Origin of the sequence: Vibrio sp. 947, assembly GCF_033339115.1 — a bacterium.
Lineage (GTDB): Bacteria > Pseudomonadota > Gammaproteobacteria > Enterobacterales > Vibrionaceae > Vibrio > Vibrio alginolyticus.
Map to the genome: position 1 here is coordinate 27,691 of NZ_JAWOTX010000005.1, position 22,273 is coordinate 49,963.

24 protein-coding genes and 1 other RNA gene are annotated in these 22,273 nt (G+C 44.3%); 14 read left to right on the plus strand and 11 right to left on the minus strand.

Features of this window, described 5'->3' with window-relative positions; all coding sequences use genetic code 11:
• The first annotated feature begins 1 nt into the window (after position 1).
• The 4 genes from epd to mscS all read left to right on the plus strand — a co-directional run bounded on the left by epd (position 2) and on the right by mscS (position 4,873).
• Complete coding sequence (gene epd, locus R7Q39_RS07770; protein ID WP_213874882.1) at positions 2-1,039, plus strand: erythrose-4-phosphate dehydrogenase; 1,038 nt, start codon at positions 2-4, stop codon at positions 1,037-1,039.
• 151 nt (positions 1,040-1,190) lie between these two features.
• Positions 1,191-2,351: a phosphoglycerate kinase gene (locus tag R7Q39_RS07775; protein ID WP_318075985.1), complete on the plus strand. Its 1,161-nt coding sequence runs from the start codon at positions 1,191-1,193 to the stop codon at positions 2,349-2,351.
• Positions 2,352-2,505: 154 nt separating this feature from the next.
• Positions 2,506-3,582 carry a class II fructose-bisphosphate aldolase gene (gene fbaA / locus R7Q39_RS07780; RefSeq protein ID WP_005380996.1) on the plus strand — a complete coding sequence of 359 codons (1,077 nt, stop codon included), beginning with the start codon at positions 2,506-2,508 and terminating at the stop codon, positions 3,580-3,582.
• Positions 3,583-4,006: 424 nt separating this feature from the next.
• A complete protein-coding gene (mscS, locus tag R7Q39_RS07785; protein ID WP_318075986.1) occupies positions 4,007-4,873 on the plus strand; it encodes a small-conductance mechanosensitive channel MscS in 867 nt (288 codons plus the stop codon).
• A gap of 47 nt (positions 4,874-4,920) precedes the next feature.
• On the opposite strand, the gene R7Q39_RS07790 is transcribed toward mscS, so the two are convergent.
• Positions 4,921-5,403, minus strand: a complete 483-nt coding sequence (locus tag R7Q39_RS07790; protein ID WP_318075987.1) for a YbaK/EbsC family protein — start codon at positions 5,401-5,403, stop codon at positions 4,921-4,923.
• A gap of 26 nt (positions 5,404-5,429) precedes the next feature.
• Positions 5,430-6,059 carry a LysE/ArgO family amino acid transporter gene (locus R7Q39_RS07795; protein WP_031780897.1) on the minus strand — a complete coding sequence of 210 codons (630 nt, stop codon included), beginning with the start codon at positions 6,057-6,059 and terminating at the stop codon, positions 5,430-5,432.
• A 147-nt stretch (positions 6,060-6,206) separates the two neighbouring features.
• On the opposite strand from R7Q39_RS07795, the gene R7Q39_RS07800 reads away from it, so the two are divergent.
• Both R7Q39_RS07800 and R7Q39_RS07805 read left to right on the plus strand, forming a co-directional pair.
• Positions 6,207-7,103 carry a LysR family transcriptional regulator ArgP gene (locus R7Q39_RS07800; RefSeq protein WP_005380990.1) on the plus strand — a complete coding sequence of 299 codons (897 nt, stop codon included), beginning with the start codon at positions 6,207-6,209 and terminating at the stop codon, positions 7,101-7,103.
• 207 nt (positions 7,104-7,310) lie between these two features.
• Complete coding sequence (locus R7Q39_RS07805; protein WP_005384550.1) at positions 7,311-8,003, plus strand: oxidative stress defense protein; 693 nt, start codon at positions 7,311-7,313, stop codon at positions 8,001-8,003.
• Between the two features lie 71 nt (positions 8,004-8,074).
• Here R7Q39_RS07805 and serA read toward each other — a convergent pair whose 3' ends face one another.
• The 5 genes from serA to R7Q39_RS07830 form a co-directional block, all read right to left on the minus strand.
• Positions 8,075-9,307, minus strand: a complete 1,233-nt coding sequence (gene serA / locus R7Q39_RS07810) for a phosphoglycerate dehydrogenase (protein ID WP_318075988.1) — start codon at positions 9,305-9,307, stop codon at positions 8,075-8,077.
• 274 nt (positions 9,308-9,581) lie between these two features.
• A complete protein-coding gene (gene rpiA / locus R7Q39_RS07815; protein WP_005380982.1) occupies positions 9,582-10,238 on the minus strand; it encodes a ribose-5-phosphate isomerase RpiA in 657 nt (218 codons plus the stop codon).
• 53 nt (positions 10,239-10,291) lie between these two features.
• Complete coding sequence (locus tag R7Q39_RS07820) at positions 10,292-10,891, minus strand: 5-formyltetrahydrofolate cyclo-ligase (RefSeq protein WP_053350725.1); 600 nt, start codon at positions 10,889-10,891, stop codon at positions 10,292-10,294.
• 5 nt (positions 10,892-10,896) lie between these two features.
• Positions 10,897-11,081, minus strand: a non-coding RNA gene (ssrS, locus tag R7Q39_RS07825) — 6S RNA.
• 8 nt (positions 11,082-11,089) lie between these two features.
• Positions 11,090-11,398 (minus strand): cell division protein ZapA, encoded by a 309-nt coding sequence (locus R7Q39_RS07830; RefSeq protein WP_005384553.1) that lies wholly within the window; start codon positions 11,396-11,398, stop codon positions 11,090-11,092.
• A gap of 249 nt (positions 11,399-11,647) precedes the next feature.
• On the opposite strand from R7Q39_RS07830, the gene R7Q39_RS07835 reads away from it, so the two are divergent.
• From R7Q39_RS07835 to R7Q39_RS07845, 3 genes are read left to right on the plus strand one after another with little or no spacing between them, the layout of a single operon-like run.
• Positions 11,648-12,226, plus strand: a complete 579-nt coding sequence (locus tag R7Q39_RS07835; protein WP_005380976.1) for a YecA family protein — start codon at positions 11,648-11,650, stop codon at positions 12,224-12,226.
• Between the two features lie 23 nt (positions 12,227-12,249).
• Positions 12,250-13,428 (plus strand): 2-octaprenyl-6-methoxyphenyl hydroxylase, encoded by a 1,179-nt coding sequence (gene ubiH / locus R7Q39_RS07840; protein ID WP_213962114.1) that lies wholly within the window; start codon positions 12,250-12,252, stop codon positions 13,426-13,428.
• A gap of 31 nt (positions 13,429-13,459) precedes the next feature.
• Positions 13,460-14,668 carry an FAD-dependent 2-octaprenylphenol hydroxylase gene (locus R7Q39_RS07845; protein ID WP_258480031.1) on the plus strand — a complete coding sequence of 403 codons (1,209 nt, stop codon included), beginning with the start codon at positions 13,460-13,462 and terminating at the stop codon, positions 14,666-14,668.
• Between the two features lie 65 nt (positions 14,669-14,733).
• Here the strand turns inward: R7Q39_RS07845 and R7Q39_RS07850 are convergent, their stop codons facing one another.
• The 3 genes from R7Q39_RS07850 to ygfZ form a co-directional block, all read right to left on the minus strand.
• Positions 14,734-14,940, minus strand: coding sequence for a DUF1107 domain-containing protein (locus tag R7Q39_RS07850; protein ID WP_005380970.1), 207 nt, complete (start codon positions 14,938-14,940; stop codon positions 14,734-14,736).
• A 639-nt stretch (positions 14,941-15,579) separates the two neighbouring features.
• A complete protein-coding gene (locus tag R7Q39_RS07855; protein WP_005384562.1) occupies positions 15,580-16,053 on the minus strand; it encodes an aminoacyl-tRNA deacylase in 474 nt (157 codons plus the stop codon).
• Positions 16,046-17,014, minus strand: coding sequence for a tRNA-modifying protein YgfZ (gene ygfZ, locus R7Q39_RS07860; RefSeq protein ID WP_318075989.1), 969 nt, complete (start codon positions 17,012-17,014; stop codon positions 16,046-16,048). The genes R7Q39_RS07855 and ygfZ overlap by 8 nt, the downstream gene beginning before the upstream one ends.
• Positions 17,015-17,203: 189 nt before the next feature.
• Between ygfZ and R7Q39_RS07865 the strand changes: the two genes are divergently transcribed.
• Positions 17,204-17,464: a succinate dehydrogenase assembly factor 2 gene (locus R7Q39_RS07865; RefSeq protein WP_005380951.1), complete on the plus strand. Its 261-nt coding sequence runs from the start codon at positions 17,204-17,206 to the stop codon at positions 17,462-17,464.
• Positions 17,433-17,894: a protein YgfX gene (locus tag R7Q39_RS07870; protein WP_318075990.1), complete on the plus strand. Its 462-nt coding sequence runs from the start codon at positions 17,433-17,435 to the stop codon at positions 17,892-17,894. The genes R7Q39_RS07865 and R7Q39_RS07870 overlap by 32 nt, the downstream gene beginning before the upstream one ends.
• 22 nt (positions 17,895-17,916) lie before the next feature.
• On the opposite strand, the gene nadB is transcribed toward R7Q39_RS07870, so the two are convergent.
• On the minus strand, positions 17,917-19,530 hold the full coding sequence (gene nadB, locus R7Q39_RS07875) for an L-aspartate oxidase (RefSeq protein ID WP_005380947.1): 1,614 nt from the start codon (positions 19,528-19,530) through the stop codon (positions 17,917-17,919).
• A 554-nt stretch (positions 19,531-20,084) separates the two neighbouring features.
• Here nadB and rpoE point away from each other — a divergent pair.
• From rpoE to rseB, 3 genes are read left to right on the plus strand one after another with little or no spacing between them, the layout of a single operon-like run.
• A complete protein-coding gene (gene rpoE / locus R7Q39_RS07880) occupies positions 20,085-20,663 on the plus strand; it encodes an RNA polymerase sigma factor RpoE (RefSeq protein ID WP_005380946.1) in 579 nt (192 codons plus the stop codon).
• Between the two features lie 26 nt (positions 20,664-20,689).
• Positions 20,690-21,316, plus strand: coding sequence for a sigma-E factor negative regulatory protein (locus tag R7Q39_RS07885; protein ID WP_005380944.1), 627 nt, complete (start codon positions 20,690-20,692; stop codon positions 21,314-21,316).
• Positions 21,313-22,272 (plus strand): sigma-E factor regulatory protein RseB, encoded by a 960-nt coding sequence (gene rseB, locus R7Q39_RS07890; protein WP_005380941.1) that lies wholly within the window; start codon positions 21,313-21,315, stop codon positions 22,270-22,272. The genes R7Q39_RS07885 and rseB overlap by 4 nt, the downstream gene beginning before the upstream one ends.
• The last annotated feature ends 1 nt before the right edge of the window (position 22,273 follow it).

A 22,273-nucleotide genomic window follows, 5' to 3' on the forward strand; every position in this document is an offset into this window, starting at 1 on the left:
AATGCTAAAGGTTGCGATCAATGGATTTGGACGTATAGGTCGTAATGTTCTGCGAGCGGTGTATGAAAGCGGAAAACACCAGCAGATCAAGGTTGTGGCGGTTAACGAACTAGCTCAGCCAGAGGCGATGGCACACCTACTGCAATATGACACCAGTCATGGTCGCTTTGGTAAAAAAATTTCCCATGACCAAGAACATTTGCATGTTCATCATGACAGCGGTGAATATGATTCCATTCGCATTCTCCACCTCTCCGAAATCGAATTACTTCCTTGGCGTGATTTAGAAGTTGATATCGTCTTGGATTGCACTGGCGTATTTGGTTCGCAAGCGGATGGGCAAGCGCATATAGAAGCAGGCGCGAAGAAAGTACTGTTTTCGCACCCGGGCGCAAACGACCTAGATAATACGATTATCTATGGCGTGAACCACGAAACTCTGAAAGACGAGCACCGTGTTGTCTCCAATGGCTCTTGCACCACCAACTGTATCGTTCCCATCATTAAAGTATTAGACGAAGCCTTCGGCATAGAGTCTGGCACCATTACCACAATTCATTCGTCCATGAATGATCAACAAGTAATTGATGCGTATCATAACGACTTACGCCGTACCCGCGCTGCAAGCCAATCTATTATTCCGGTGGACACTAAGTTGCATAAGGGGATTGAAAGAGTCTTCCCGAAATTTTCCAACAAATTCGAAGCAATTTCTGTTCGTGTTCCAACGGTTAACGTCACTGCAATGGATTTAAGTGTCACAATTAGTACAAATGTGAAAGTTAATGACGTAAATCAAACCATTGTTAACGCATCTCAGTGTACATTACGTAACATTGTTGACTATACTGAATCGCCACTCGTTTCCATCGACTTTAACCACGACCCCCATAGTGCGATTGTGGATGGAAGCCAGACTAGAGTGAGTAACGGGCAACTCGTAAAAATGCTCGTTTGGTGCGACAACGAATGGGGCTTTGCTAACCGGATGCTGGATACTGCCTTAGCAATGCAAGCTTCTTCGCAAGTGGAACAGTAATGACGAAGAAGTGATGGAGAATTTTTATTTCTAGCCTTGAAATAAATCCATAATATCTCCATATCTATAACCAGTTTGAAGAATTAACAGGCTTGGCAGGGTTGCCGAGTTTTCAAAAACTTTAATTATTAAATATTTGAGAGGACACATCATGTCTGTAATCAAGATGACTGACCTGGATCTTGCAGGTAAACGTGTATTTATCCGTGCTGACCTAAACGTGCCAGTAAAAGACGGTAAAGTAACTTCGGATGCACGTATCATCGCATCTCTTCCAACTATTAAGCACTGCCTAGAAGCAGGCGCTAAAGTAATGGTTACGTCTCACCTAGGTCGCCCAACTGAAGGTGAATACGCTGAAGAGTTCTCTCTACAACCAGTTGTTAACTACCTAAACGACGCACTAGATTGCGAAGTGAAGCTAGCAAAAGACTACCTAGATGGCCTAGAGCTAAATGCGGGTGAACTTGTTGTTCTTGAAAACGTTCGCTTCAACAAAGGCGAAAAGAAAAACGACGAAGAGCTATCTAAGAAATACGCAGCACTATGTGACGTATTCGTAATGGACGCATTCGGTACGGCTCACCGTGCTCAAGCATCTACTCACGGCGTTGGTATGCACGCAGACGTAGCATGTGCTGGTCCTCTACTAGCGAACGAACTAGAAGCGCTAGGCAAAGCAATGGACAAGCCAGCTCGTCCAATGGTTGCTATCGTAGGTGGTTCAAAAGTTTCTACTAAGCTAACGGTTCTTGAGTCTCTATCTAAAATCGCTGACCAACTCGTTGTTGGTGGTGGTATTGCTAACACATTCATCGCAGCTGCTGGCCACAACGTTGGTAAGTCTCTATACGAAGCAGACCTAGTTGAAACAGCTAAGAAGCTAATGGACGAGTGTGCAATTCCAGTAGCAACTGACGTTGCATGTGCGAAAGCATTCGACGAGAACGCAGAAGCTGAAATTAAGCACGTTTCTGAAGTACAAGACGACGACATGATCTTCGACCTTGGTCCAGATTCAACTGCTGAACTAGCTGAAATCCTTAAAAACGCTAAGACTATCCTATGGAATGGTCCAGTAGGCGTATTCGAATTCAAGAACTTCGAAACAGGTACTAAAGGTATCTCTGAAGCTATCGCAGCTTCTGAAGGCTTCTCTGTTGCTGGTGGTGGTGACACGCTAGCGGCTATCGACAAATTCGGTATCAAAGCGGATGTATCTTACATCTCTACTGGCGGCGGCGCTTTCCTTGAGTTCGTAGAAGGTAAAGTTCTTCCAGCAGTAGAAATGCTAGAAGCACGCGCTAAGTAATTAAAGCAAAGCGGGGGAGTGATTCTCCCGCTTTCTTGTTTGCTGCAACGTGTGAGGAACTCTGCTAGAATAGCCTCAGTTGTGAGCAAACGTTTGCAAGATTTTCAACTTAACAAGTTTTGTTTAAAAACGACAGATAAATAGGATTACATCCATGTCTAAGATCTTCGACTTCGTAAAACCAGGTGTTATCTCTGGCGATGACGTTCAGAAAGTATTTGAAGTTGCAAAAGAAAACAGCTTTGCACTTCCAGCAGTAAACTGTGTGGGTACTGACTCTGTAAACGCAGTACTTGAAGCAGCTGCAAAAGTTAAAGCTCCAGTTATCGTTCAGTTCTCTAACGGTGGCGCTGCTTTCTTTGCTGGTAAAGGTCTAAAACTTGAAGGTCAAGAAGCTCAAATCCTAGGTGCTGTTGCTGGTGCGAAATACGTTCACGCTGTAGCTGAAGCTTACGGTGTTCCAGTAATCCTACACACTGACCACGCAGCTAAGAAACTACTTCCTTGGATCGACGGTCTACTAGACGCTGGTGAAGAGTACTTCGCGCAAACTGGTAAGCCACTATTCTCTTCTCACATGATCGACCTTTCTGAAGAGTCTCTAGAAGAGAACATCGAAATTTCTGCTAAGTACCTAGAGCGCATGGCTAAAATGAACATGACTCTAGAAATCGAACTAGGTTGTACTGGTGGTGAAGAAGACGGCGTTGACAACTCTGATATGGATGCGTCTGAGCTATACACTTCTCCAGAAGACGTTGCATACGCATACGAGAAACTAAGCGCAATCAGCCATCGTTTCACTATCGCAGCATCTTTCGGTAACGTACACGGCGTATACAAGCCAGGTAACGTTGTACTAACTCCAACTATCCTACGTGATTCTCAAGCGCACGTTTCTGAGAAATTCGGTCTTCCAGCGAACTCTCTAAACTTCGTATTCCACGGCGGTTCAGGTTCTTCTCTAGAAGAAATCCGTGAATCTATCGGCTACGGTGTAATCAAAATGAACATCGATACTGATACACAGTGGGCTACTTGGGATGGTATCCGTAAGTTCGAAGCTGAAAACCACGATTACCTACAAGGTCAGATCGGTAACCCAACTGGTGAAGATGCACCAAACAAGAAGTACTACGATCCACGCGTATGGCTACGTGCAGGCCAAGCTTCAATGGTTACTCGTCTAGAGCAAGCATTTGCTGACCTTAACGCAGTTGACGTACTATAATCGTTACTGATTAAGTTACCTAAAAACCCGCTCTTTGAGCGGGTTTTTTTATGTCTATCATTTTTTCCCCGGCTGCTTTCTCCCGATATTTTTATGCGTTAGATTGTATTTGCTAGTGAGATATCTCACCTTTAACGTTTTTTTAAAGAAAACATGGGAATATCAGTCTTAAGAGTGGCGAAATCAGAGTGCATTGCGTAACCTGTAACAAGTCAGTGTCAGAAAGCTCTGATAAAGTCTTGTTTTGCATATCTTTGCGAAACTCTGACTTTGAAAAAAGTCAGAGTTGGGATATTGTGCCAAAAATCTGACACTGTTCAGTGGAGCAATAGGGATGTTGTTTTAGAAAAGAGCCTTTAAAAAACAAGGTTCATAAATTAACGGCAATTGGATTTATATCTCTTTATTTTTGAGGATAAGAATTATGGCAGGTGAATCGGTGGGTATCGATACCACTTTAACGGATGGTCTAACTCAGGCTGAAACTTGGCTGACAAACAATTCAGATCTACTGGTTCAGTACGGTGTGAACATTATCTCTGCGCTGCTTATTCTGTTTATCGGTAATCTTATCGTTAAGGCAGTCGCTGGTAGTGTTTCTAAAGTACTAGAAAAGAAAAACATGGATAAGGCCGTCGTTGAATTTATTCACGGTCTTGTTCGTTACTTGCTATTTGTAATCGTGCTAATCGCGGCTCTTGGTCGATTAGGAGTTCAAACCGCTTCTGTTGTTGCTGTGATTGGTGCGGCAGGTCTTGCTGTTGGTCTTGCACTACAAGGTTCACTATCAAACTTTGCAGCAGGCGTACTTATTGTTGCGTTCCGTCCATTCAAATCAGGCGACTACGTAGAAATCGGTGGTGTAGCGGGTAGTGTTGAAGCAATTCAAATCTTCCAAACCGTTCTAAAAACACCAGACAACAAAATGGTTGTTGTGCCTAACTCTTCAGTTATCGGCGGTGCCATTACTAACTACTCTCGCCATGCGACACGACGTGTCGACCTAGTGATTGGTGTTTCATACAAATCAGACCTTAAACTAACGAAGAAAGTGATTCGTGAGACGCTAGAGAAAGATCCACGTATCTTGAAAGACCCGGATATCACAATTGGTGTACTTACGTTAGCAGACTCTTCAGTTAACTTTGTGGTTCGTCCATGGGTGAAAACTGCAGATTACTGGGGCGTATACTTTGATGCAATGCAAGGTATTAAAGAAGCATTGGATGAAAATGGTATCGAGATTCCATTCCCACAAATGGATGTTCACCTGAACAAAGTCGACGCTTAATTAAAAGCAGTCGATATTCAAAAGCGAGGCCAATAGGCCTCGCTTTTTTATATTTCGTAAAGGGTGTGATGACCAGCAAGTAAGAGGCGTTTTAGATGTTTACCTGCAAATCCAAATGTGAACTCAGGTAAGCCAGGCGTATAGAGCAACTCTTGATGTTGATAGAGATTGGTATCAACAATGATAGTGATGTATTCCGGTAAGCCTATTGGGCAAACCGCGCCGGGTACGCAACCTAACACTTCGACCATTTTATCGTCATTACAAATAGAGGGACGTTTACCTGTAATCGCTTTAATCTGCTTGGCATCGAGGCGCGAGTCCTTATCTGTCAGATAAACCGCGTAACCTTGTCCTTTGAGTGTTAAAAAGAGGCTTTTGGTATGCGTACCCGTCCAACCAAGCTCTCTCGCAATACGTATATCTGTCTCAAAGTCTAAGATGGCTTCGTGCTGCCATTCCCGAAAAGGAATAGAGAGCGCGTTGAATCGCTCTCTATTGTTGTTATAAATACGTTTTAGTGACTCCATGTCTTTGCTGCCTTACTACCTGGTGATTACCAATACTTATCAATAAGCTCACTCGCTAAGATATATGCTATTGTGAACATCATCATTGCGATTGCAATGTCGATGGTTTTTTTCACTTTTGGTTGAGAGAGTGTTGGACCTAGTTTGGCTGCTCCTATCGATAAAGTGTAGAACCAAACAAAGGAAGCCATAATCGTACCTAGTGCAAAAGCAATGCGATCATGGCCTTCAAATTGTCCACCGATCGAACCTAGAATAACGACTGTATCTAAATATAAGTGCGGATTAAGCACAGTGACAGCTAACGCACCTAGAATAACCGTTCGACGACCTCGAGCTACAATCTCCCCTTTTGATTCCGATTCACTCTCTGGCTTAAAAGCACTTTTTAGTGAGAGCAGTCCATAGAAGCTCAAGAAAGCAATACCACCAAGTGTCACCGACGTCAGTAAGATTTCATTTTGAGACAGAATTGCACCACCACCAAAAATACCTAGAGAGATGAAAATCATATCTAGCACGCTACAAATAGTGGCGGTTGTTAGGTGGTGGTTACGCTTTATGCCTTGATTCAAAACATACGCATTTTGCGCGCCGATCGGAATGATCATTGATGCTCCTAAACCAAAACCTTGCAATAGAACCCACAAGCTCACACTTCACCTCACTTCAAAATAACAAATACATTTACAGAAAAGGGAAAGATAAAGCGTTTATCTAAATAAGTATAATTAATGATTTTAATCTTACATTAGATAGACTAATTTAACGGGAGGCGTTTGATCAAGAGTGAGAGGAAAGGTATGCGAGGGTTAGATTACAAATGGATTGAGGCATTAGACGCTATAGTTTATCAGGGTAGCTTTGAGCGTGCTGCCGAGCATTTATTTGTTTCTCAATCCGCCATTTCTCAACGTATCAAGCAGTTAGAGAAGTTTCTCGCGCAGCCTGTTTTAATTCGAAGCCAGCCACCTAAGCCAACGCCAATTGGTAAAAAATTGTTGGGTCTTTATCGGCGAGTACGCTTGCTAGAGCATGAAATTCTCCCCGAACTAAAGAATGATACCAGTACGCGACCTGTGCAACTCTCTTTAGCGACTAATGCAGATAGCCTTGCAACATGGCTACTGCCAGCGCTGCAAAATGTTATGAAGCAGCGTCAAGTTGAACTAAAACTGACTATCTATGGTGAATACCGCTCTATTGAAAAACTCAAAAGTGGCGAAGTGACAGGAGCGATCAGCTTGGAGTCCCAGCCAATCCCCGGATGCAGAGCAGACTATTTAGGTCGCATCGATTATGTTTGTGTCGCGAGCCCAGAGTTCTATCAGCGTTATTTTTCTAAAGGCGTAAATAATCAGACATTGGCAAAAGCACCGGCCGTTTCATATGACCAATATGATGATCTACATAAAACATTTCTTACCGAGCATTTTAACGTCAATCCTGACAGCGTTATTCATCACAACATCAGTAGTTCTGAAGCGTTTCTAAAAGTGGCGTTAGCTGGTGTTGCTTATTGTTTGATCCCCCGCTTGCAAATTACCGACGAATTAGACAGAGGTGTGTTGGTTGATGTGACTCCAGGTTTTTTAATGTCCCATCGGATTTATTGGCACCATTGGCAGTTAGAAACTGGGGTATTACAAGAAATCTCACACGCGATAGTGGGGTATGCGCAGCAGCATCTACCTCAATAAGTTTGTCAGAGCTGCATATCGTTAACTTAGTGTGTTTTGTTTAAAAATTACGCCAATGTTACATAGTCAAAGTTGTGTTAGAAGTCACTATGGGTGCTTGGATAATCGGCGGAAGTTTCTATTATGAAACCACACGCTTTCTCAGCCATGATAGTGATGTTGGAATCTGAGATTAAGTACTTAATTTTGTATGGATGGATTTATTGAATGAAATTGTATTCATTTTTGCTGGCTTCAGCACTCAGCCTTACCAGTGCTTCAGTTTTGGCGAATACGCCAGAGTTTGCTCATGTTACGACAACGGGGTATGGCGAAGTGACGGCCACACCTGATATGGCTACGTTTTCTGTAAAAGTAGTCGATACGACAATGACGGCCGAACAAGCGAAATTGTCCGTAGATAAAACCGTTGAAGAGTTTCTAAAAAGCTTGTCGGATGCCGGCTTGTCAAAAGACAATATTACTAGCTCGAATTTATACCTTGCTCCTCAGTACCATTACCCTAAATCAGGAAAAGCAGAACTTGTTGGGTATCGAGCATCTCGCAGTATTGATGTCACGGTGACAGATCTGAAAAACCTTAACCAATACTTAGATATGGCGTTAGAAGCGGGTATTAATCAGGTTGATAATATTCAACTTAAGGTAAGCAACCAAGCCGAATATCAGCAAAAGGCGCGAATGGCTGCAATTAAGGACGCAAGAGAAAAAGCAGGGTCATTAGCGACTGGTTTTGAGAAAAAATTGGGCGATGTATGGCAGATCAATTACAGACAGATGCACGTTCAGCCTGTGTTAATGCGTTCAATGGCGATGGATAGTAAAGAAGGAGCGAATAGCTACCAAGATTCAACTATGATCATTCGCGATCAAGTCGATGTCATTTATAAGTTAAAGTAAGGCTTAGCAAACAGTAAAAAGCGAAAGGCAGGGAGTCATAACCCCTGCCTTTGTCGTTTCTGTTTCACTGTCTAGTGAAGGATACGAGCACGGATTGTGCCTTCAATGTTTTTGAGCTTTGTTAGAGCTTCTTCTGCTCGTTCAGTTTCAACGTCGATCACTACGTAGCCTATTTCAGCGGCTGTTTGTAGGTACTGCGCGGCAATGTTAATGCCTTCTTCAGCAAAGATGGTGTTGATCTGAGTTAGAATACCAGGACGATTCTTGTGGATATGAAGCAGACGAGAGCACTCTCCACTGTGTTCTGGCAATGACACTTCAGGGAAGTTTACGCTTGAAAGTGTCGAGCCGTTATCAGAGTACTTAGCCAGTTTGCCCGCCACTTCTAAGCCGATATTCTCTTGTGCTTCTTGCGTTGAACCACCAACGTGTGGAGTGAGAATGACGTTATCGAATTTTTGTAAAGGAGACTCGAACGGGTCAGCATTTGTTTTTGGTTCAGTTGGGAATACATCAATTGCAGCGCCGGCAAGGTGACCAGCTTCTAAGCTATGGCAAAGTGCAGGAATATCCACAACGGTGCCACGTGCCGCGTTGATAAAGATGGAACCTGGTTTCATTCGAGCAAATTCAGCTTCACCCATCATGTTTTTCGTTTCCGGTGTTTCGGGAACGTGCAAAGAAATTACATCACATTTGTTCAATAGTTCACTCATGGTATGTACTTGCGTCGCATTACCAAGGGACAGTTTGTTCTCAATATCGTAGTAGTAAACGCGCATACCTAAGTTTTCGGCAATAATACCAAGCTGCGTACCAATGTGACCGTATCCGATAATGCCAAGGCACTTACCACGAGCTTCGTAAGAGTTGTCTGCACTTTTCTTCCAAATACCGCGATGTGCAAGTGCATTCTTTTCAGGAATACCACGCACTAGTAAAAGGATTTGCCCAAGTACAAGCTCTGCCACGCTTCGAGTGTTAGAGAATGGTGCATTAAAGACAGGAATACCGCGTTTTGCTGCTGCATCTAGGTTTACTTGGTTAGTACCAATACAAAAACAGCCAATTGCAACCAGCTTGTTCGCCGCATTGATTACCTCTTCGGATAGGTTCGTACGGGAGCGGATACCAATGAAGTGCACGTCTTTTACTGCTTCAATTAGTTCTTCTTCCGGAAGGGAACCTTTATGGTATTCAATGTTGGTATAACCAGCTGCTTGAAGAACTTCAACTGAAGAAGGGTGGAGTCCCTCTAACAAGAGGATCTTAATCTTTTCTTTTTCCAGTGAAACTTTGACCATTTTTTCTCGTCCTTAAAATGGAAAGGTGGGCTAATGTGGCGCACATTGGGCAAAACTATTAAAAAGGGGATAATTAACAGTTTTGTAGGAAGACAAACGTTTCCCTGTGCGTCTTCTGTTCAATAAAGTAACAAAAAAAAATTGCTTTGGGTAAGAAAATTACGGAATAAGAGATAATTTTCTTATAGAAAGGAATAAAAAACGGTGCCTTGCAGCACCGTATGTAATGAAATAACAGAAAAGTGAACCAGATAGGTTCATTTTGGGCTGTTATTTATTCTTCAATTTTTGCACCTTCTGGTGTGCCAGTGATCACTACGTCTGCACCACGATGAGCGAAAAGACCCACAGTCACCACACCAGCGATGCCGTTTATTTTGTCTTCCATTTCTTTCGGGTTGGTAATTTGCATATTGTGCACATCCAGAATCACGTTGCCGTTGTCAGTCACAACGCCTTCACGGTAAGCTGGATCACCACCTAGTTTTACCAATTCACGAGCCACGTAAGAGCGTGCCATTGGGATTACTTCAACAGGCAATGGGAACTGGCCAAGTACGTCAACTGCTTTAGTGCCGTCAACGATACATACGAACTTATCAGAGATTGCTGCGACTATTTTCTCACGAGTCAGAGCCGCGCCGCCGCCTTTGATCATTTCACGTGCTGGGTTGATCTCATCTGCGCCATCAACATACACATCCAGCTTCATTACATCGTTACACTCGTATACTTCAATACCAAGCTCTTTAAGGCGCTCAGTTGAAGCGACAGAGCTAGACACTGCACCTTTAATATCATCTTTGATAGTGCCTAGTGCATCGATGAAGTGATTCACGGTAGAGCCAGTACCAACACCGACAATGCTGCCTTTCTCAACATATTTTAGTGCTGCCCAACCAGCCGCTTTTTTCATTTCATCTTGAGTCATGCCAATCTCCTGAATAGATGTTCGTTAACGTTTGCGGGCGTGATTATAGCGGCTTACTTGTCACTTTCCCATTGCCATATTTGGCTTGGGGTCACGATCTTAGGTAATGGAATGTCCCAGCTTTCAATTGGTAAGCGTTCTACATGTTGGCAGTCATGAGCGATACCAACAGGTTTAGCTCCCTCTCCAGTTATAAACCAACGTGACAGAGTACGATCGTAGTACCCTCCGCCCATGCCTAAGCGGTGTCCGATACTGTCGAACCCAACTAAAGGCGTGCAGATTAAATCAAGCTGGCGAACGGGTTTGAGGTGTCTGATATCGAGCTTGGGCTCTAAGATGCCGTACTTGTTGTAGATGAGCTGTTCATCACTTATATACTGAAGAAACAGTAACTGACCTTTAGAAAAGGGATGGATGACGGGCAGATAAACCGATTTTCCCTGTTGCCATAACCATTCAATGAGCGGTTTAGTATCAAGCTCACCGTCTGCAGAAAGGTAAATGGCAATATGTTGCGCCTGATCGATTTCAGGAAGTTGGGAAAATTGAGTAATAAGGTCGATTCCCGCTTGGTATTGCGTATCACTGCACAGAGCGTTGCGCTTTTCACGAATCAGTTTGCGGAAGTCTTGTCGAGAGAGGTCTGACATAGAGAGAATACCCCAGGGTGCCGTTGAGGATTGTGGCCCTTGAACCAGCTGGTTCAAGGCGGATCAGCAATGACAACCGTAGGCTTCTCGGTGCATGCCGAGCTTGCTCAATAGTTACCAAATACTAACCCTTAGGTATTGCTTATCGGCTCAGGGACTTAAATCCTGCTGACGCACACCCCAGGGTAAATTTTGTATTTACTGCTGTCCTTGCGTAACTTTGCTTAGTGCGTTCTCTAAAGACGCGGTGAGCTTTTCCATTCGCTCAGTAATTTCTTGCTGTTGACCATTGGATTCGTATGACTTGGTGTGCAACTCATAGCAAATATTCAATGCAGCAAAGGTCAGCAGTTGGATTTCATTGGTTACCTTAGTACGTTCGCTCATTTCTTTCAATCGGCGATCCAGATCTTTTGCCGCTGCAACAAGAGACTCTTCTTGTCCTGTCGGACAATTCACTCGTGTAAGTTTGCCTAATATTTCAACGTCGATCGCTTGATTGCTCATGATGAATAAACTCTATATTCGCGCTATCTAAGGTGTTGCTTCATACAACTACCGAGGAGCAAACTATAGGAAAACCGCTATTAAGATTCAAGCATTTCCCATCACAGAAAGAGAAATGATGACGAGATCACACAGGAATTGGGCAAATTGAACAAATGCTGTTCAAAATTGAATTTGATAGCCGTTTCAGACCACTAACCTTGATGGTAGGATATACCAATACATTATTACGCAAGAATGAGCCAAGTTATGAGTGAAATCACCCTTCCTGAATACCAATCTATTGCTGCTGAACTGCAATCGGCAAGCCTGGCTGTGACACCGGCGGAGTTACATGGCTTATTTGTTGGCATGTTAAGTGGTGGATTGGCGATCAATGATCAAACTTGGCAGCCGATTCTTTTTGACTACACCAATGATGGGATGGGGTGGCCCTCGACAGCACTCACTTTTGCTCAGAGCATATTCAACGTTACTGTTAATGAGCTTACTGGCACATCAATGGAGCTGTCTTTACTATTGCCAGATGAGCCGGGCGAAGAAGGCTTATTCGCATTAGCCGACAGTGTGTCCGACTTTGTAAACCACTTTATTTCTGGGTTAGGTCTAGCAGGCGTTGCGCTTAACAAAGCATCTGATGACGCTAAAGAAGCACTGGCTGATCTAGAAGAGATTGCCAAATTAGGCATTGATGAAGATGACGATCTTGGTGAACAAGCGCAATTGCTAGAGCAAGTGATTGAGCACATCAAAGCTTGCGTACTAACGATTCATGCTGAATTTGGTGTTCGTCCTGAAAGCAGCGACAAAAAACCTACTATTCACTAATCGTAGACTGTCCAGAGGTTAGTATGAAGCAATATGATGTAGTCATTGCTGGTGGTGCCATGGCTGGTGCAACGTTAGCATTGGCGATTGACCATTTGTCTCAGGGAAAGCTCCGCATTGCCGTCGTTGAGCCTTTTAAAGCACAATCAGATATGCACCCTGGTTTTGACTCTCGCTCAATCGCATTGTCTTACGGTACTGTCAATCTGTTGCGTCAACTACAGCTCTGGACGTCAGTAGAACCGTTTGTCACCCCCATTGAACATATCCACGTTTCTGACCGTTCTCACGCTGGGATGACGGAGATTACCAAGCAAGAGGTTGGGGTGGGAGCTCTAGGGTATGTTGTAGAATTAGCCGATGTTGGGCGTGTATATCAAGAATTATTAGACAGCAGCGAATCAATTACGCTGTTTTGTCCTGACTCGGTTACTGATATCGAGCGCGAGCAAAACTGTACCCATGTGACGTTGAAAAGTGGTGAGCAACTTGAAGCAAAACTGCTGGTGGCTGCAGATGGTGCTGTTTCGACCTGTTGTCAGAAAATTGGTCTAGAACTTTCTGAGCAAGATTTTGAACAAGTGGCTGTCATTGCCAATATTGTGACTCAAGAACCTCATCAAGGTAGAGCCTTTGAACGTTTTACTGAGAATGGCCCTGTTGCTTTATTGCCAATGAGTGACAATCGAATGTCCTTAGTTTGGTGTTTGCACCCTGAAGAAGCCCAAGCCGTTCTTGAGTTATCTGATCAAGCATTTCTCCAGCGTTTACAGAACGATTTTGGTTGGCGTTTAGGCGCGATGAAAAAAGTGGGGCGCCGTGCAAGTTACCCATTGCTTCTTCGCCATCGAAAGCAAAATATTTCACATCGCTTTGCGATTGTTGGAAATGCGGCGCAAACGCTGCACCCGATAGCTGGACAAGGCTTTAATCTCGGTATTCGCGATGTAGTCTCACTAGCAGAAGAAATTGTACAGCAAAGTGAGGATGTGGGTCTTTATAAAGGCCTGATGCGCTTTAGTCAACGTAGAGAAGCAGATCGAAGCGAAACTATTTGGCTAACCAGTGCCTTGGTGCATGTTTTTTCAAATGATTTACCCGCGATGCGAATTGGCCGAAATACTGCCTTAGCAGCGATGGATAACCTTTCTATTTTTAAGCAGCCGCTAATACGCCATACACTTGGTTTGGTAAAACGATGAACGGCCGCACTGAATTAGGTAATAAAAAGCAATGATGCAAAGTGTAGATATCGCCATCATCGGCGGAGGGATGGTTGGGTTGGCACTTGCTGCCGCGTTCAAAGACAGTAATCTGCGTGTCGCCGTTATTGAAGGTAAAGTGCCAGATGATTCGTTGAAAGAATTACCCGATGTTCGTGTATCTGCGCTGAGCCGCTCTAGTGAGACGATTTTGCGTAAACTTGGTGCTTGGCAGGGCATAGAACAGCGCCGAGCTTCGCCTTACCATGGCATGGAAGTATGGGAACAAGATAGCTTTGCCAGCATTGAATTTAATGCACAAAGTATGGCACAACCTGATTTAGGGCATATTGTTGAGAATCGTGTGATTCAACTTGCGCTGCTTGAACAAGTCCAAAAGCTCGATAACGTCACTATGTTTATGCCTGCACGTTGCGCGACTCTCGCGGTCGGTGAGCAAGAAAGCTGGCTGACGCTCGATAATGGCCAAGCCATGACCGCTAAATTAGTGGTCGGAGCCGATGGGGCGAATTCGTGGCTTCGCCATCAAATGGATATTCCATTAACGCATTGGGACTATGGTCATCATGCTTTGGTCGCGAATGTCAAAACTGCTATGCCACACAACAGCATTGCGCGCCAGATATTTACTCCTCACGGACCGTTGGCATTTTTGCCAATGTCGCAACCAGATATGTGCTCTATTGTTTGGTCCACGGAGCCAAATCGAGCAGAGCAGTTAGTGGCGATGAGTGAACATGATTTCAATAAAGCGTTGACGAGTGAGTTTGATGCTCGACTTGGTCTATGTGAAGTAGTGGGAGAGCGTGCTGCGTTTCCTTTGAAAATGCGCTATGCGCGAGATTTTGTCGTCGAGCGAGTCGCGCTGGTTGGTGATGCGGCCCATACCATTCACCCATTAGCGGGGCAGGGTGTGAATTTAGGTTTATTAGATGCGGCCAGTCTTGCTCAAGAAGTATTAGCACTTTGGAAGCAGGGTCAAGATATCGGCAGTAAACGCAACCTAAGAAGCTACGAGCGTTGGCGAAAAGCGGAAGCGGCAAAGATGATCGCTACTATGCAAGGGTTTCGAGATTTGTTCTCTGGCGAGAACCCTGCTAAGAAGCTTGTTCGTGGCATTGGCTTGAGTTTAGCGGGGCAACTGCCGGGAGCGAAAGATGAGATCATGAAGCGCGCGCTTGGTTTAAAGGGACACTTGCCGGATCTGGCGCGTCAGTAAGTGCAAAGCGAACTTCAAATACACAAAAGGCTGGTTAATCCAGCCTTTGTTTTATCAACATTTTGCTAAGCATATGCGCATCGGAGTTTCATTATTTCTTGATTGATCTCTTTGACCGCTCGGAAATGGCGTTGCTCTGCTTTCTCCGGCAGTATTAACTTACCGTTATCAAACTCGAATCTACCGACCCCGTAAATATAAATTCTTCCTTTAAAAAGACGACTTATATGTTTAGCAATCATACTTGGTGTATAGCGCTTAAACAGTCTCATATTTACTTTCCTTTTATCTAACCTAGCCTAGGTATTCTACGTTCTGGATGCGAAAATTATTGTGACAGCAATAGTATTAAATACAGATGTAGGGTGTTGCGTCAGAGAATTGTGTTGTCTTAGACAATTTGACAGTGTCATCTCTTAAATAGCGTGAGGATTACCCCAAAAATAACCTCTCTAAAGGAACCCTTACGCCAATACACTTCTTTTTACGTGACGCATTAAGCAATAGTTTTGTTACAGAATTAAGAATAGAACGAAAACGGTTGTTTGCTAGTTGTTTCTATTAAGGTCGTGCCTCGCGCAACACACTTTACGTTCTAACGATTAGAGGAAATGAAAGAGAAAAAGTTCCACGTAAAAAAAAGCCCGCTTCAGCGGGCGAATAGTCACAGATGCATTACACAAAAGTGGATAACTAACTGCATGAATGCTGTCACTCAGCTAGCTGACTCACTTTATATCGGTTAAGTGCTTGTTTGAAACTTAACCAACAAATTCAGCATATACGAGTTTTATCTTTGTGACTATTTATGTTTTATATGTGATTAAAAATTCTCATGTCTATTTTTGTAGATATGAGCGAGATCACGCAGTGATAGAAACACTACATGTCATTACATTGTTTTTAGACGATTAACGACAGATCTCAGCTACGGTCGGCTGGCACAATTGGATAAGATCTTGAATAGAAAGCGCCAGTCCAGCCATGCGATCGCCACTGCTGATCGTGACTTCCTGTTCTTCTAGTAAGCTGGGGTCGAACACGATTGGCATATGACGTTTGAGTAGCAGAGGAGTGACAGTACCAATTTTGTAACCAGTGATGGACTCAACATCGGCTTGATCAACACAAGTCATCCGGCGACATTTCAGTAACGAGCGCACTTTTTTGGGATCAACGCTACGATCACCTGGTGCACAGGCGAGTGCATATTGATTACCCATGTCTCGTAGCAAGATTGCTTTCACCATTTGAGAGGGGCGAATGCCGCGTTGGTGCGCGGCATCCTCAATGGTCGTTGCTGGTCTTTGATGCGGTAACAGACGAAACGGAATGTGTTGGTCTGTGAGAAATTGCATCAAAGGAGTATTGATTGTATTACTCATCATCAAGACTGTAAGGCAGTGATTCGATTGTCCATTCACATTCTGGTTGCGCAACCAAACGAAGACGAGTGTCCTCATCGAGATTATTAGGCAGCACGATCAGGCCAATCGCGTGATTGTCACTGAACTGGTAGTGATTTAATAAAGCACCTACTGAACGCCAGTTTTCACCTACGCTGCGTTCGAGCTCAATTGGTTCGTCACTGAATGGAGCAGAAGTTGCACCTTTTACGATATACATCGCACGTTTATTGGTACCGCGATACTTCGCTCGTGCTACCGTTTCTTGTCCCGTGTAGCAGCCCTTTGTGAAGCTTATGCCTCCTAAAGCTTGCACGTTAAGTGCTTGTGGAATGTGAGCATTCTGCGCGGATGCAGAGACAAATGGTAAACCTGCCTTAATATCGAAACGATTCCAAAGCTCATTTGTCGTAAAGACAGCGTCGGTAGTTTCAACGATTTGCTGTGCTTCTGGCGCACTTAATATCAGTAACCAGCGATCTTGGGCAACTTGCACTGCTGTGCCACCGTTAACTGGGCGAACGCTGCCAGTTGTCTTGCTCATTGTTGAAATGAATTCGTCGGCTTTGACGCCAGCAACGCCTAAGATAACGTCATCAGAAGCTTCAATCGTTACTTTAGAGAAAATAGCGTATTTCTTTATTTCACTAAGTTCTACGTCAATCGCCGATTTTGGTTGGATCATGCCGTAGCCATCATGATGATGGAAAAGGCGGAACACGCTCCACACTTTGCCTTTTGCATCACAATGTGCGCCCAGTGTTGATTGGTCTTGTTCTAAAGAAACAACATCGCAGGTAACCTGACCTTGTAAGTATGATTTTTTATCATCACCGATCATGGTGATCATGCCGAAGTTATCCAGCAGTGAGATAGATAACTCTGGAAGTACGTCTTGAGTTGAGAGAGGTAATGCTGAAAAACGAGTTTGCCATTCCATAATTACAATGCCTTTTGAAGATATTTTTCCGCTATGTTATACCCAAATAACCTTGAGATACTAGGGGAGCGATTTACGAATCAACATTTGTCTGCTTTCACTATCGTATTGTGACCCGCACACTAGTGACGTAGCACATCCCTTGTTACACTCCGCACTAACAACAAGACATCTATGAAGGAATAGTGAATGTACACTCCGGAAGAAAAAGCGCGTATTAAATGGGCTTGTCGTCGAGGCATGCTTGAGCTTGACGTAGTAATTATGCCGTTTTTTGAAGAGTGCTTTGATACTCTGAGTGAACAAGAGCAGCGTGACTTTGTTTCTTTACTTGAATGCGATGATCCTGATCTGTTTACTTGGGTAATGGGGCATGGCCGTAGCGAAAATTTAGGTCATGCAGCAATGGTTGATAAAATTGTCGCCCATAACCTCAGCAAAGTTCGTTAATTTTACTGCTTCTCCCTCTCTGACTGCCCGAGTCTTCAATGTTGTACTTTTCTTATTGATGACTTGGGCTGTTATCCTCTCTAGCATTCCGCTCGTATTATCGACTTATTTGTTATTACTGATTGTTAAGGCTCTCTCAAGCCAAAGTCTTGTTCAACCTACAAGTCATGGGCATTGGTATGTGCACTGCGATGGCTCGGTTAGGTTTGATGCCCTTGAGTGTGGCGAATGCTCGGAAGATATTGAGTCCGAAAAGGGTCATTTACAGCGAGTTGATACATCGGCATCACCATTCAAGATAACATTCCAATTGCAATCTGGCCGTAGTGTTACGATTTGGCGTGATAGCTGTGACGATGAGCAGTATCGTCAATTATCTTTGGTATTACGCCAATGGGAAATGAAACAGGGAGCTAATGCTCCCTGCTGATGTAATAGTTTACTCGGTAGAGTTAAAGCTGTTTAGCTGGAACCAAAATCGTTGGTCCGCTGTTTTCCAGTTGGTTCGGATAATCAAGCGTGTAGTGCAAACCTCGACTCTCTTTACGCTGCATCGCACAACGAACCATCAACTCTGCGACTTGTAAAAGGTTACGCAGTTCTAATAAGTTGTTCGACACACGGAAATTGCTGTAGTACTCGTGTGTTTCTTGTTGCAACAGTTGGATACGGCGTAAGGCGCGCTCTAAACGCTTGTCAGTTCGCACAATGCCCATGTAGTCCCACATAAACAGACGAAGCTCGTGCCAGTTGTGCTGAATGATCACTTCTTCATCACTATTGGTTACTTTGCTTTCATCCCAACATGGCACCTGTGAGGGTAGCTCAACGTTAGTGTGATGTTTTAGAATATCTTTTGCCGCAGACCAAGCATAAACCACGCATTCGAGAAGTGAGTTTGATGCCATGCGGTTAGCACCGTGCAGCCCGGTGTAGCTAACTTCACCAATCGCATACAAATTTTTCAGATCGGTGCAGCCATTTCTATCCACCATGACACCGCCACAAGTGTAGTGTGCAGCAGGTACGATTGGGATTGGCTCTTTAGTCATGTCAATGCCCAAATCCATCAAACGTGAATAAATGGTTGGGAAGTGTTTCGTAATAAAGTCAGCAGGCTTATGACTGATGTCGAGATACATACAGTCGGCGCCTAAACGCTTCATTTCGAAGTCGATAGCACGAGCCACGACGTCACGCGGAGCAAGCTCTTTACGTTCATCGAAATCTGGCATAAAGCGAGAGCCATCTGGACGACGCAGGTAAGCACCTTCGCCACGCAACGCTTCAGTCAGCAAGAAGTTACGTGCTTCTGGGTGATATAAACACGTCGGATGGAACTGGTTAAATTCCATATTCGCCACACGACACCCTGCACGCCAAGCAATCGCAATACCATCACCAGACGACACATCTGGGTTAGAGGTGTATTGATAAACCTTTGAAGCACCACCTGTAGCGAGAACCACAAATTTGGCTCGCACGGTTTCGACATGCTCTTCGTTGCGGTTCCAAATATAAGCACCGATAACTTTGTTTTTATCACCGCCAATTTTGTCTTCGGTGATTAAGTCCAGAGCGTTGTGACGTTCGAGAACATGAATGTTTGGATGGTTGTGAGCGTTATCTTGCAGGGAGGTTTGCATCGCCATACCTGTCGCATCTGCCGCGTGAAGAATACGACGACGGCTATGACCACCTTCACGAGTTAAGTGGTAGCGAGGTTCATCGTCAGAGTCATCTTCTTCACGATCAAATGGGACACCACCGTCAATCAACCACTGTACACACTCTTTTGAATGCTCAGCAATGAACCTTACGGTCTCCTCATCGCAAATACCATCCCCGGCGATTTGCGTGTCTTCAACGTGTGAATCAATGGTGTCTGACTCATCAAATACGGCAGCGATACCGCCTTGAGCATAGTAGGTTGCCCCTTCGCTGCGTGGTCCTTTACTCAGCACCATCACCTTACAGTGGTTAGCAACGCGCAAAGCCAACGACAAACCTGCCGCGCCACTCCCTACCACTAATACATCACACTCATGTTCACGATTTGTGTTCATATAACTTTTATAATCCCAAGCTAAGGTAACAAAGTTACCTTGTGTATTATTTGCACACCATGTGCATTCCATTATCGCGACATCTGTCGCTAAGGGCTAAGTTGGGAGACCTATCGACGTCCGTGTTACGGCGGTGACTGAGCCACTCTTCTTTTTCATGCAGAGCATGAGCATGCTTCCTAAGTTATAATTTGTAACGCGGTGTTCAGATAGCCATTAGCCATGCAAATGAAAAGTAATAGTTTGTCAATGCCATTGCTTTTCCATGCTCGACCCAGCACAATCTGGGACAGAGATCATTCATTATACCCATTTCCCTCCAAGATGCTCGCTTGTCAAACTTAGACTAAAGTCAGGCAGCGGTGGTCATTTGGGTACAGACATCACACTGTGAAAAAACAATGACAAAAAACTTGAGAAACCATGGAACTTTCTCATTCACGTTAGGGTCACAATAGTGCTCAAGTAAGCAGTGGTGTCAATACTACGTTTTGCATAATTAGTACCCATATCTGAGAAGAGTAGGGGCATAACAAATAGGAGTATCCGCTCGAATGAACGAGCAGCTGACCGATCAAGTATTGATTGAGCGAGTTCAGAATGGCGATAAGCAAGCATTCAACCTGTTGGTAACAAAGTACCAGAATAAGGTATGTAATCTTATTTCCAGATACGTTAGTAATCCTGGCGATGTACCAGATGTAGCACAAGAAGCGTTTATTAAAGCTTACCGAGCTATCCCTAGCTTTCGTGGGGAAAGTGCGTTTTATACGTGGCTGTATCGCATTGCAGTGAATACTGCGAAAAATCACATTGTTGCTCAAGGGCGTAGACCTCCAGCGACAGATGTCGATGCTGAAGATGCTGAATTTTACGAAACAGGTAGTGCACTTAAAGAAATATCGAACCCTGAGAACTTAACGTTGTCCAAAGAATTGCAACGGGTGGTGTTCAGTGCAATCGAAGCTTTACCTGAAGATTTAAAAACCGCAATGACATTACGAGAGCTCGATGGCTTGAGTTATGAAGAAATTGCAGAAGTGATGGATTGCCCGGTAGGAACGGTACGATCGCGTATCTTCCGTGCTCGTGAGGCGGTGGAAAAGAAAATCAGACCTCTTTTGCAACGCTAGTACAAGTAATAACTATGGTGAAAATAATGGCTGACAAAGAAAAACTTTCAGCTCTCATGGATGGAGAATTGGTCGATAAGGCTTTAATTCAAGAGTTAGAGCAAGACCAAGAGAGCCGTGATGCTTGGCAGAACTATCACCTGATTGGTGATGTGATGCGAGGCGAAGCGCCAGCAAAACCTGAGTGGAATATTGCTGAAAGCGTGGCGTTAGCGTTAGAAGATGAACCTGCACACCGTGCGTTTGATTCGCACAGTGCAAATGTTATCTCAATTGCGGATACGCCAAAAGAGTCGCAACCAGAACCGCAAAAAGCAAAACGTCAGTTGCCAGGTTGGTTGACGCAGTTTGGTCAAGTTGCTGTTGCTGCATGTGTATCGCTTGTTGTTATTTTAGGTGTACAGCAGTACGGTGGTAGCGATTCAATGTCGCCGCAAACAGATCAATTACCTGTATTGCAGACGGTTCCGTTTGCTGGCAGCGCAGAACCAGTGAGTTTGACTCGTGAGTCTGTAGAACGTTCTGTAGGCGAGGCAAATATGCAAGAGCAGCGCAAGCGTGTTCATGCTATGCTGCGAGACTACGAATTGCAGTTACGAATTAACAGTGATGCATCTCAACAAGATGCAAATCTGAATCCGGATATTGAATGAAAAAATTTCTGATCAGCGCTTGCGCTCTGTTCAGTATGATGTCTTCTCAAGCCTTTGCTGGTGATAAGCCAGCGGAGGCTTTATTGCATCAAATGAGCGAGGCGAGTAAGAATTTAAGTTACGAACTCTCTTATATCCTTATCAAAAAGAACAGCATTGAGCCGTTGCTGTATCGTCATGCCACGCATGGTGACGATCAATATGCTCATCTTGTCTACTTAAGTGGCCCAGTGCGTGAAGTGATTCGTCGCGGAACTGAAGTAAGTTATATCGAAACGGGTTTAGAACCGTTCACCATCGAGTCAGGTAAAATGGTCGCTCCGACTATGCCTATGCTCAACACCAATATCGATGAGCTAAACTTGTATTACGACTATGTAAAAGTGGGTAGAGCTCGTGAAGCTGGTGTGGCAACACAAGTGCTGCGTATTGTTCCTAAAGACGGTCTGCGCTATTCATACGTACTATGGATCGATGAAAAGAGTAAATTGCCGTTACGTGCCGACCTTGTGGACCGCGATGGTGAAATGCTTGAACAATATCGCACTATTTCTTACACGGTAAACCCAAAAATCGCAGAGTTAATGAGTGGCCTGCAAGATGTTCAATTACCTGCTGTTCTCACCATGCCAAAAGGCGATATTGGGACCAGTAATTGGCAGGTTGGTTGGATCCCTGAGGGTTTCGAGCCGAACGAGCTCAACCGCTATCGTATGGCCGTTACTAACCAAATGGTGGAGAGTCAGCTGTATTCTGATGGTCTGTTTAGCTTCTCTGTTTACGTAGCAAACAAAGATGAGCATTCGTTAAAAGGGCAGCTGGTTCGCCAAGGCAGAAGAACGCTACACAGTTTTGTGAGCGGTCAACATGAAATCTCCGTCGTAGGAGACATTCCACCGACCACAGCACAGCGTATCGCCCAATCTGTCACATTTAATGTAACAAAGAGTAAATAAC

Bases quoted from the DNA above. Each gene is read 5' to 3' on its own strand.
- epd (WP_213874882.1), top strand. From the start codon at position 2: ATGCTAAAGGTTGCGATCAATGGATTTGGACGTATAGGTCGTAATGTT.
- R7Q39_RS07775 (WP_318075985.1), top strand. From the start codon at position 1,191: ATGTCTGTAATCAAGATGACTGACCTGGATCTTGCAGGTAAACGTGTA.
- fbaA (WP_005380996.1), top strand. From the start codon at position 2,506: ATGTCTAAGATCTTCGACTTCGTAAAACCAGGTGTTATCTCTGGCGAT.
- mscS (WP_318075986.1), top strand. From the start codon at position 4,007: ATGGCAGGTGAATCGGTGGGTATCGATACCACTTTAACGGATGGTCTA.
- R7Q39_RS07790 (WP_318075987.1), bottom strand. From the start codon at position 5,403: ATGGAGTCACTAAAACGTATTTATAACAACAATAGAGAGCGATTCAAC.
- R7Q39_RS07800 (WP_005380990.1), top strand. From the start codon at position 6,207: ATGCGAGGGTTAGATTACAAATGGATTGAGGCATTAGACGCTATAGTT.
- R7Q39_RS07805 (WP_005384550.1), top strand. From the start codon at position 7,311: ATGAAATTGTATTCATTTTTGCTGGCTTCAGCACTCAGCCTTACCAGT.
- serA (WP_318075988.1), bottom strand. From the start codon at position 9,307: ATGGTCAAAGTTTCACTGGAAAAAGAAAAGATTAAGATCCTCTTGTTA.
- rpiA (WP_005380982.1), bottom strand. From the start codon at position 10,238: ATGACTCAAGATGAAATGAAAAAAGCGGCTGGTTGGGCAGCACTAAAA.
- R7Q39_RS07820 (WP_053350725.1), bottom strand. From the start codon at position 10,891: ATGTCAGACCTCTCTCGACAAGACTTCCGCAAACTGATTCGTGAAAAG.
- R7Q39_RS07830 (WP_005384553.1), bottom strand. From the start codon at position 11,398: ATGAGCAATCAAGCGATCGACGTTGAAATATTAGGCAAACTTACACGA.
- R7Q39_RS07835 (WP_005380976.1), top strand. From the start codon at position 11,648: ATGAGTGAAATCACCCTTCCTGAATACCAATCTATTGCTGCTGAACTG.
- ubiH (WP_213962114.1), top strand. From the start codon at position 12,250: ATGAAGCAATATGATGTAGTCATTGCTGGTGGTGCCATGGCTGGTGCA.
- R7Q39_RS07845 (WP_258480031.1), top strand. From the start codon at position 13,460: ATGATGCAAAGTGTAGATATCGCCATCATCGGCGGAGGGATGGTTGGG.
- R7Q39_RS07850 (WP_005380970.1), bottom strand. From the start codon at position 14,940: ATGAGACTGTTTAAGCGCTATACACCAAGTATGATTGCTAAACATATA.
- R7Q39_RS07855 (WP_005384562.1), bottom strand. From the start codon at position 16,053: ATGAGTAATACAATCAATACTCCTTTGATGCAATTTCTCACAGACCAA.
- ygfZ (WP_318075989.1), bottom strand. From the start codon at position 17,014: ATGGAATGGCAAACTCGTTTTTCAGCATTACCTCTCTCAACTCAAGAC.
- R7Q39_RS07865 (WP_005380951.1), top strand. From the start codon at position 17,204: ATGTACACTCCGGAAGAAAAAGCGCGTATTAAATGGGCTTGTCGTCGA.
- nadB (WP_005380947.1), bottom strand. From the start codon at position 19,530: ATGAACACAAATCGTGAACATGAGTGTGATGTATTAGTGGTAGGGAGT.
- rpoE (WP_005380946.1), top strand. From the start codon at position 20,085: ATGAACGAGCAGCTGACCGATCAAGTATTGATTGAGCGAGTTCAGAAT.
- R7Q39_RS07885 (WP_005380944.1), top strand. From the start codon at position 20,690: ATGGCTGACAAAGAAAAACTTTCAGCTCTCATGGATGGAGAATTGGTC.
- rseB (WP_005380941.1), top strand. From the start codon at position 21,313: ATGAAAAAATTTCTGATCAGCGCTTGCGCTCTGTTCAGTATGATGTCT.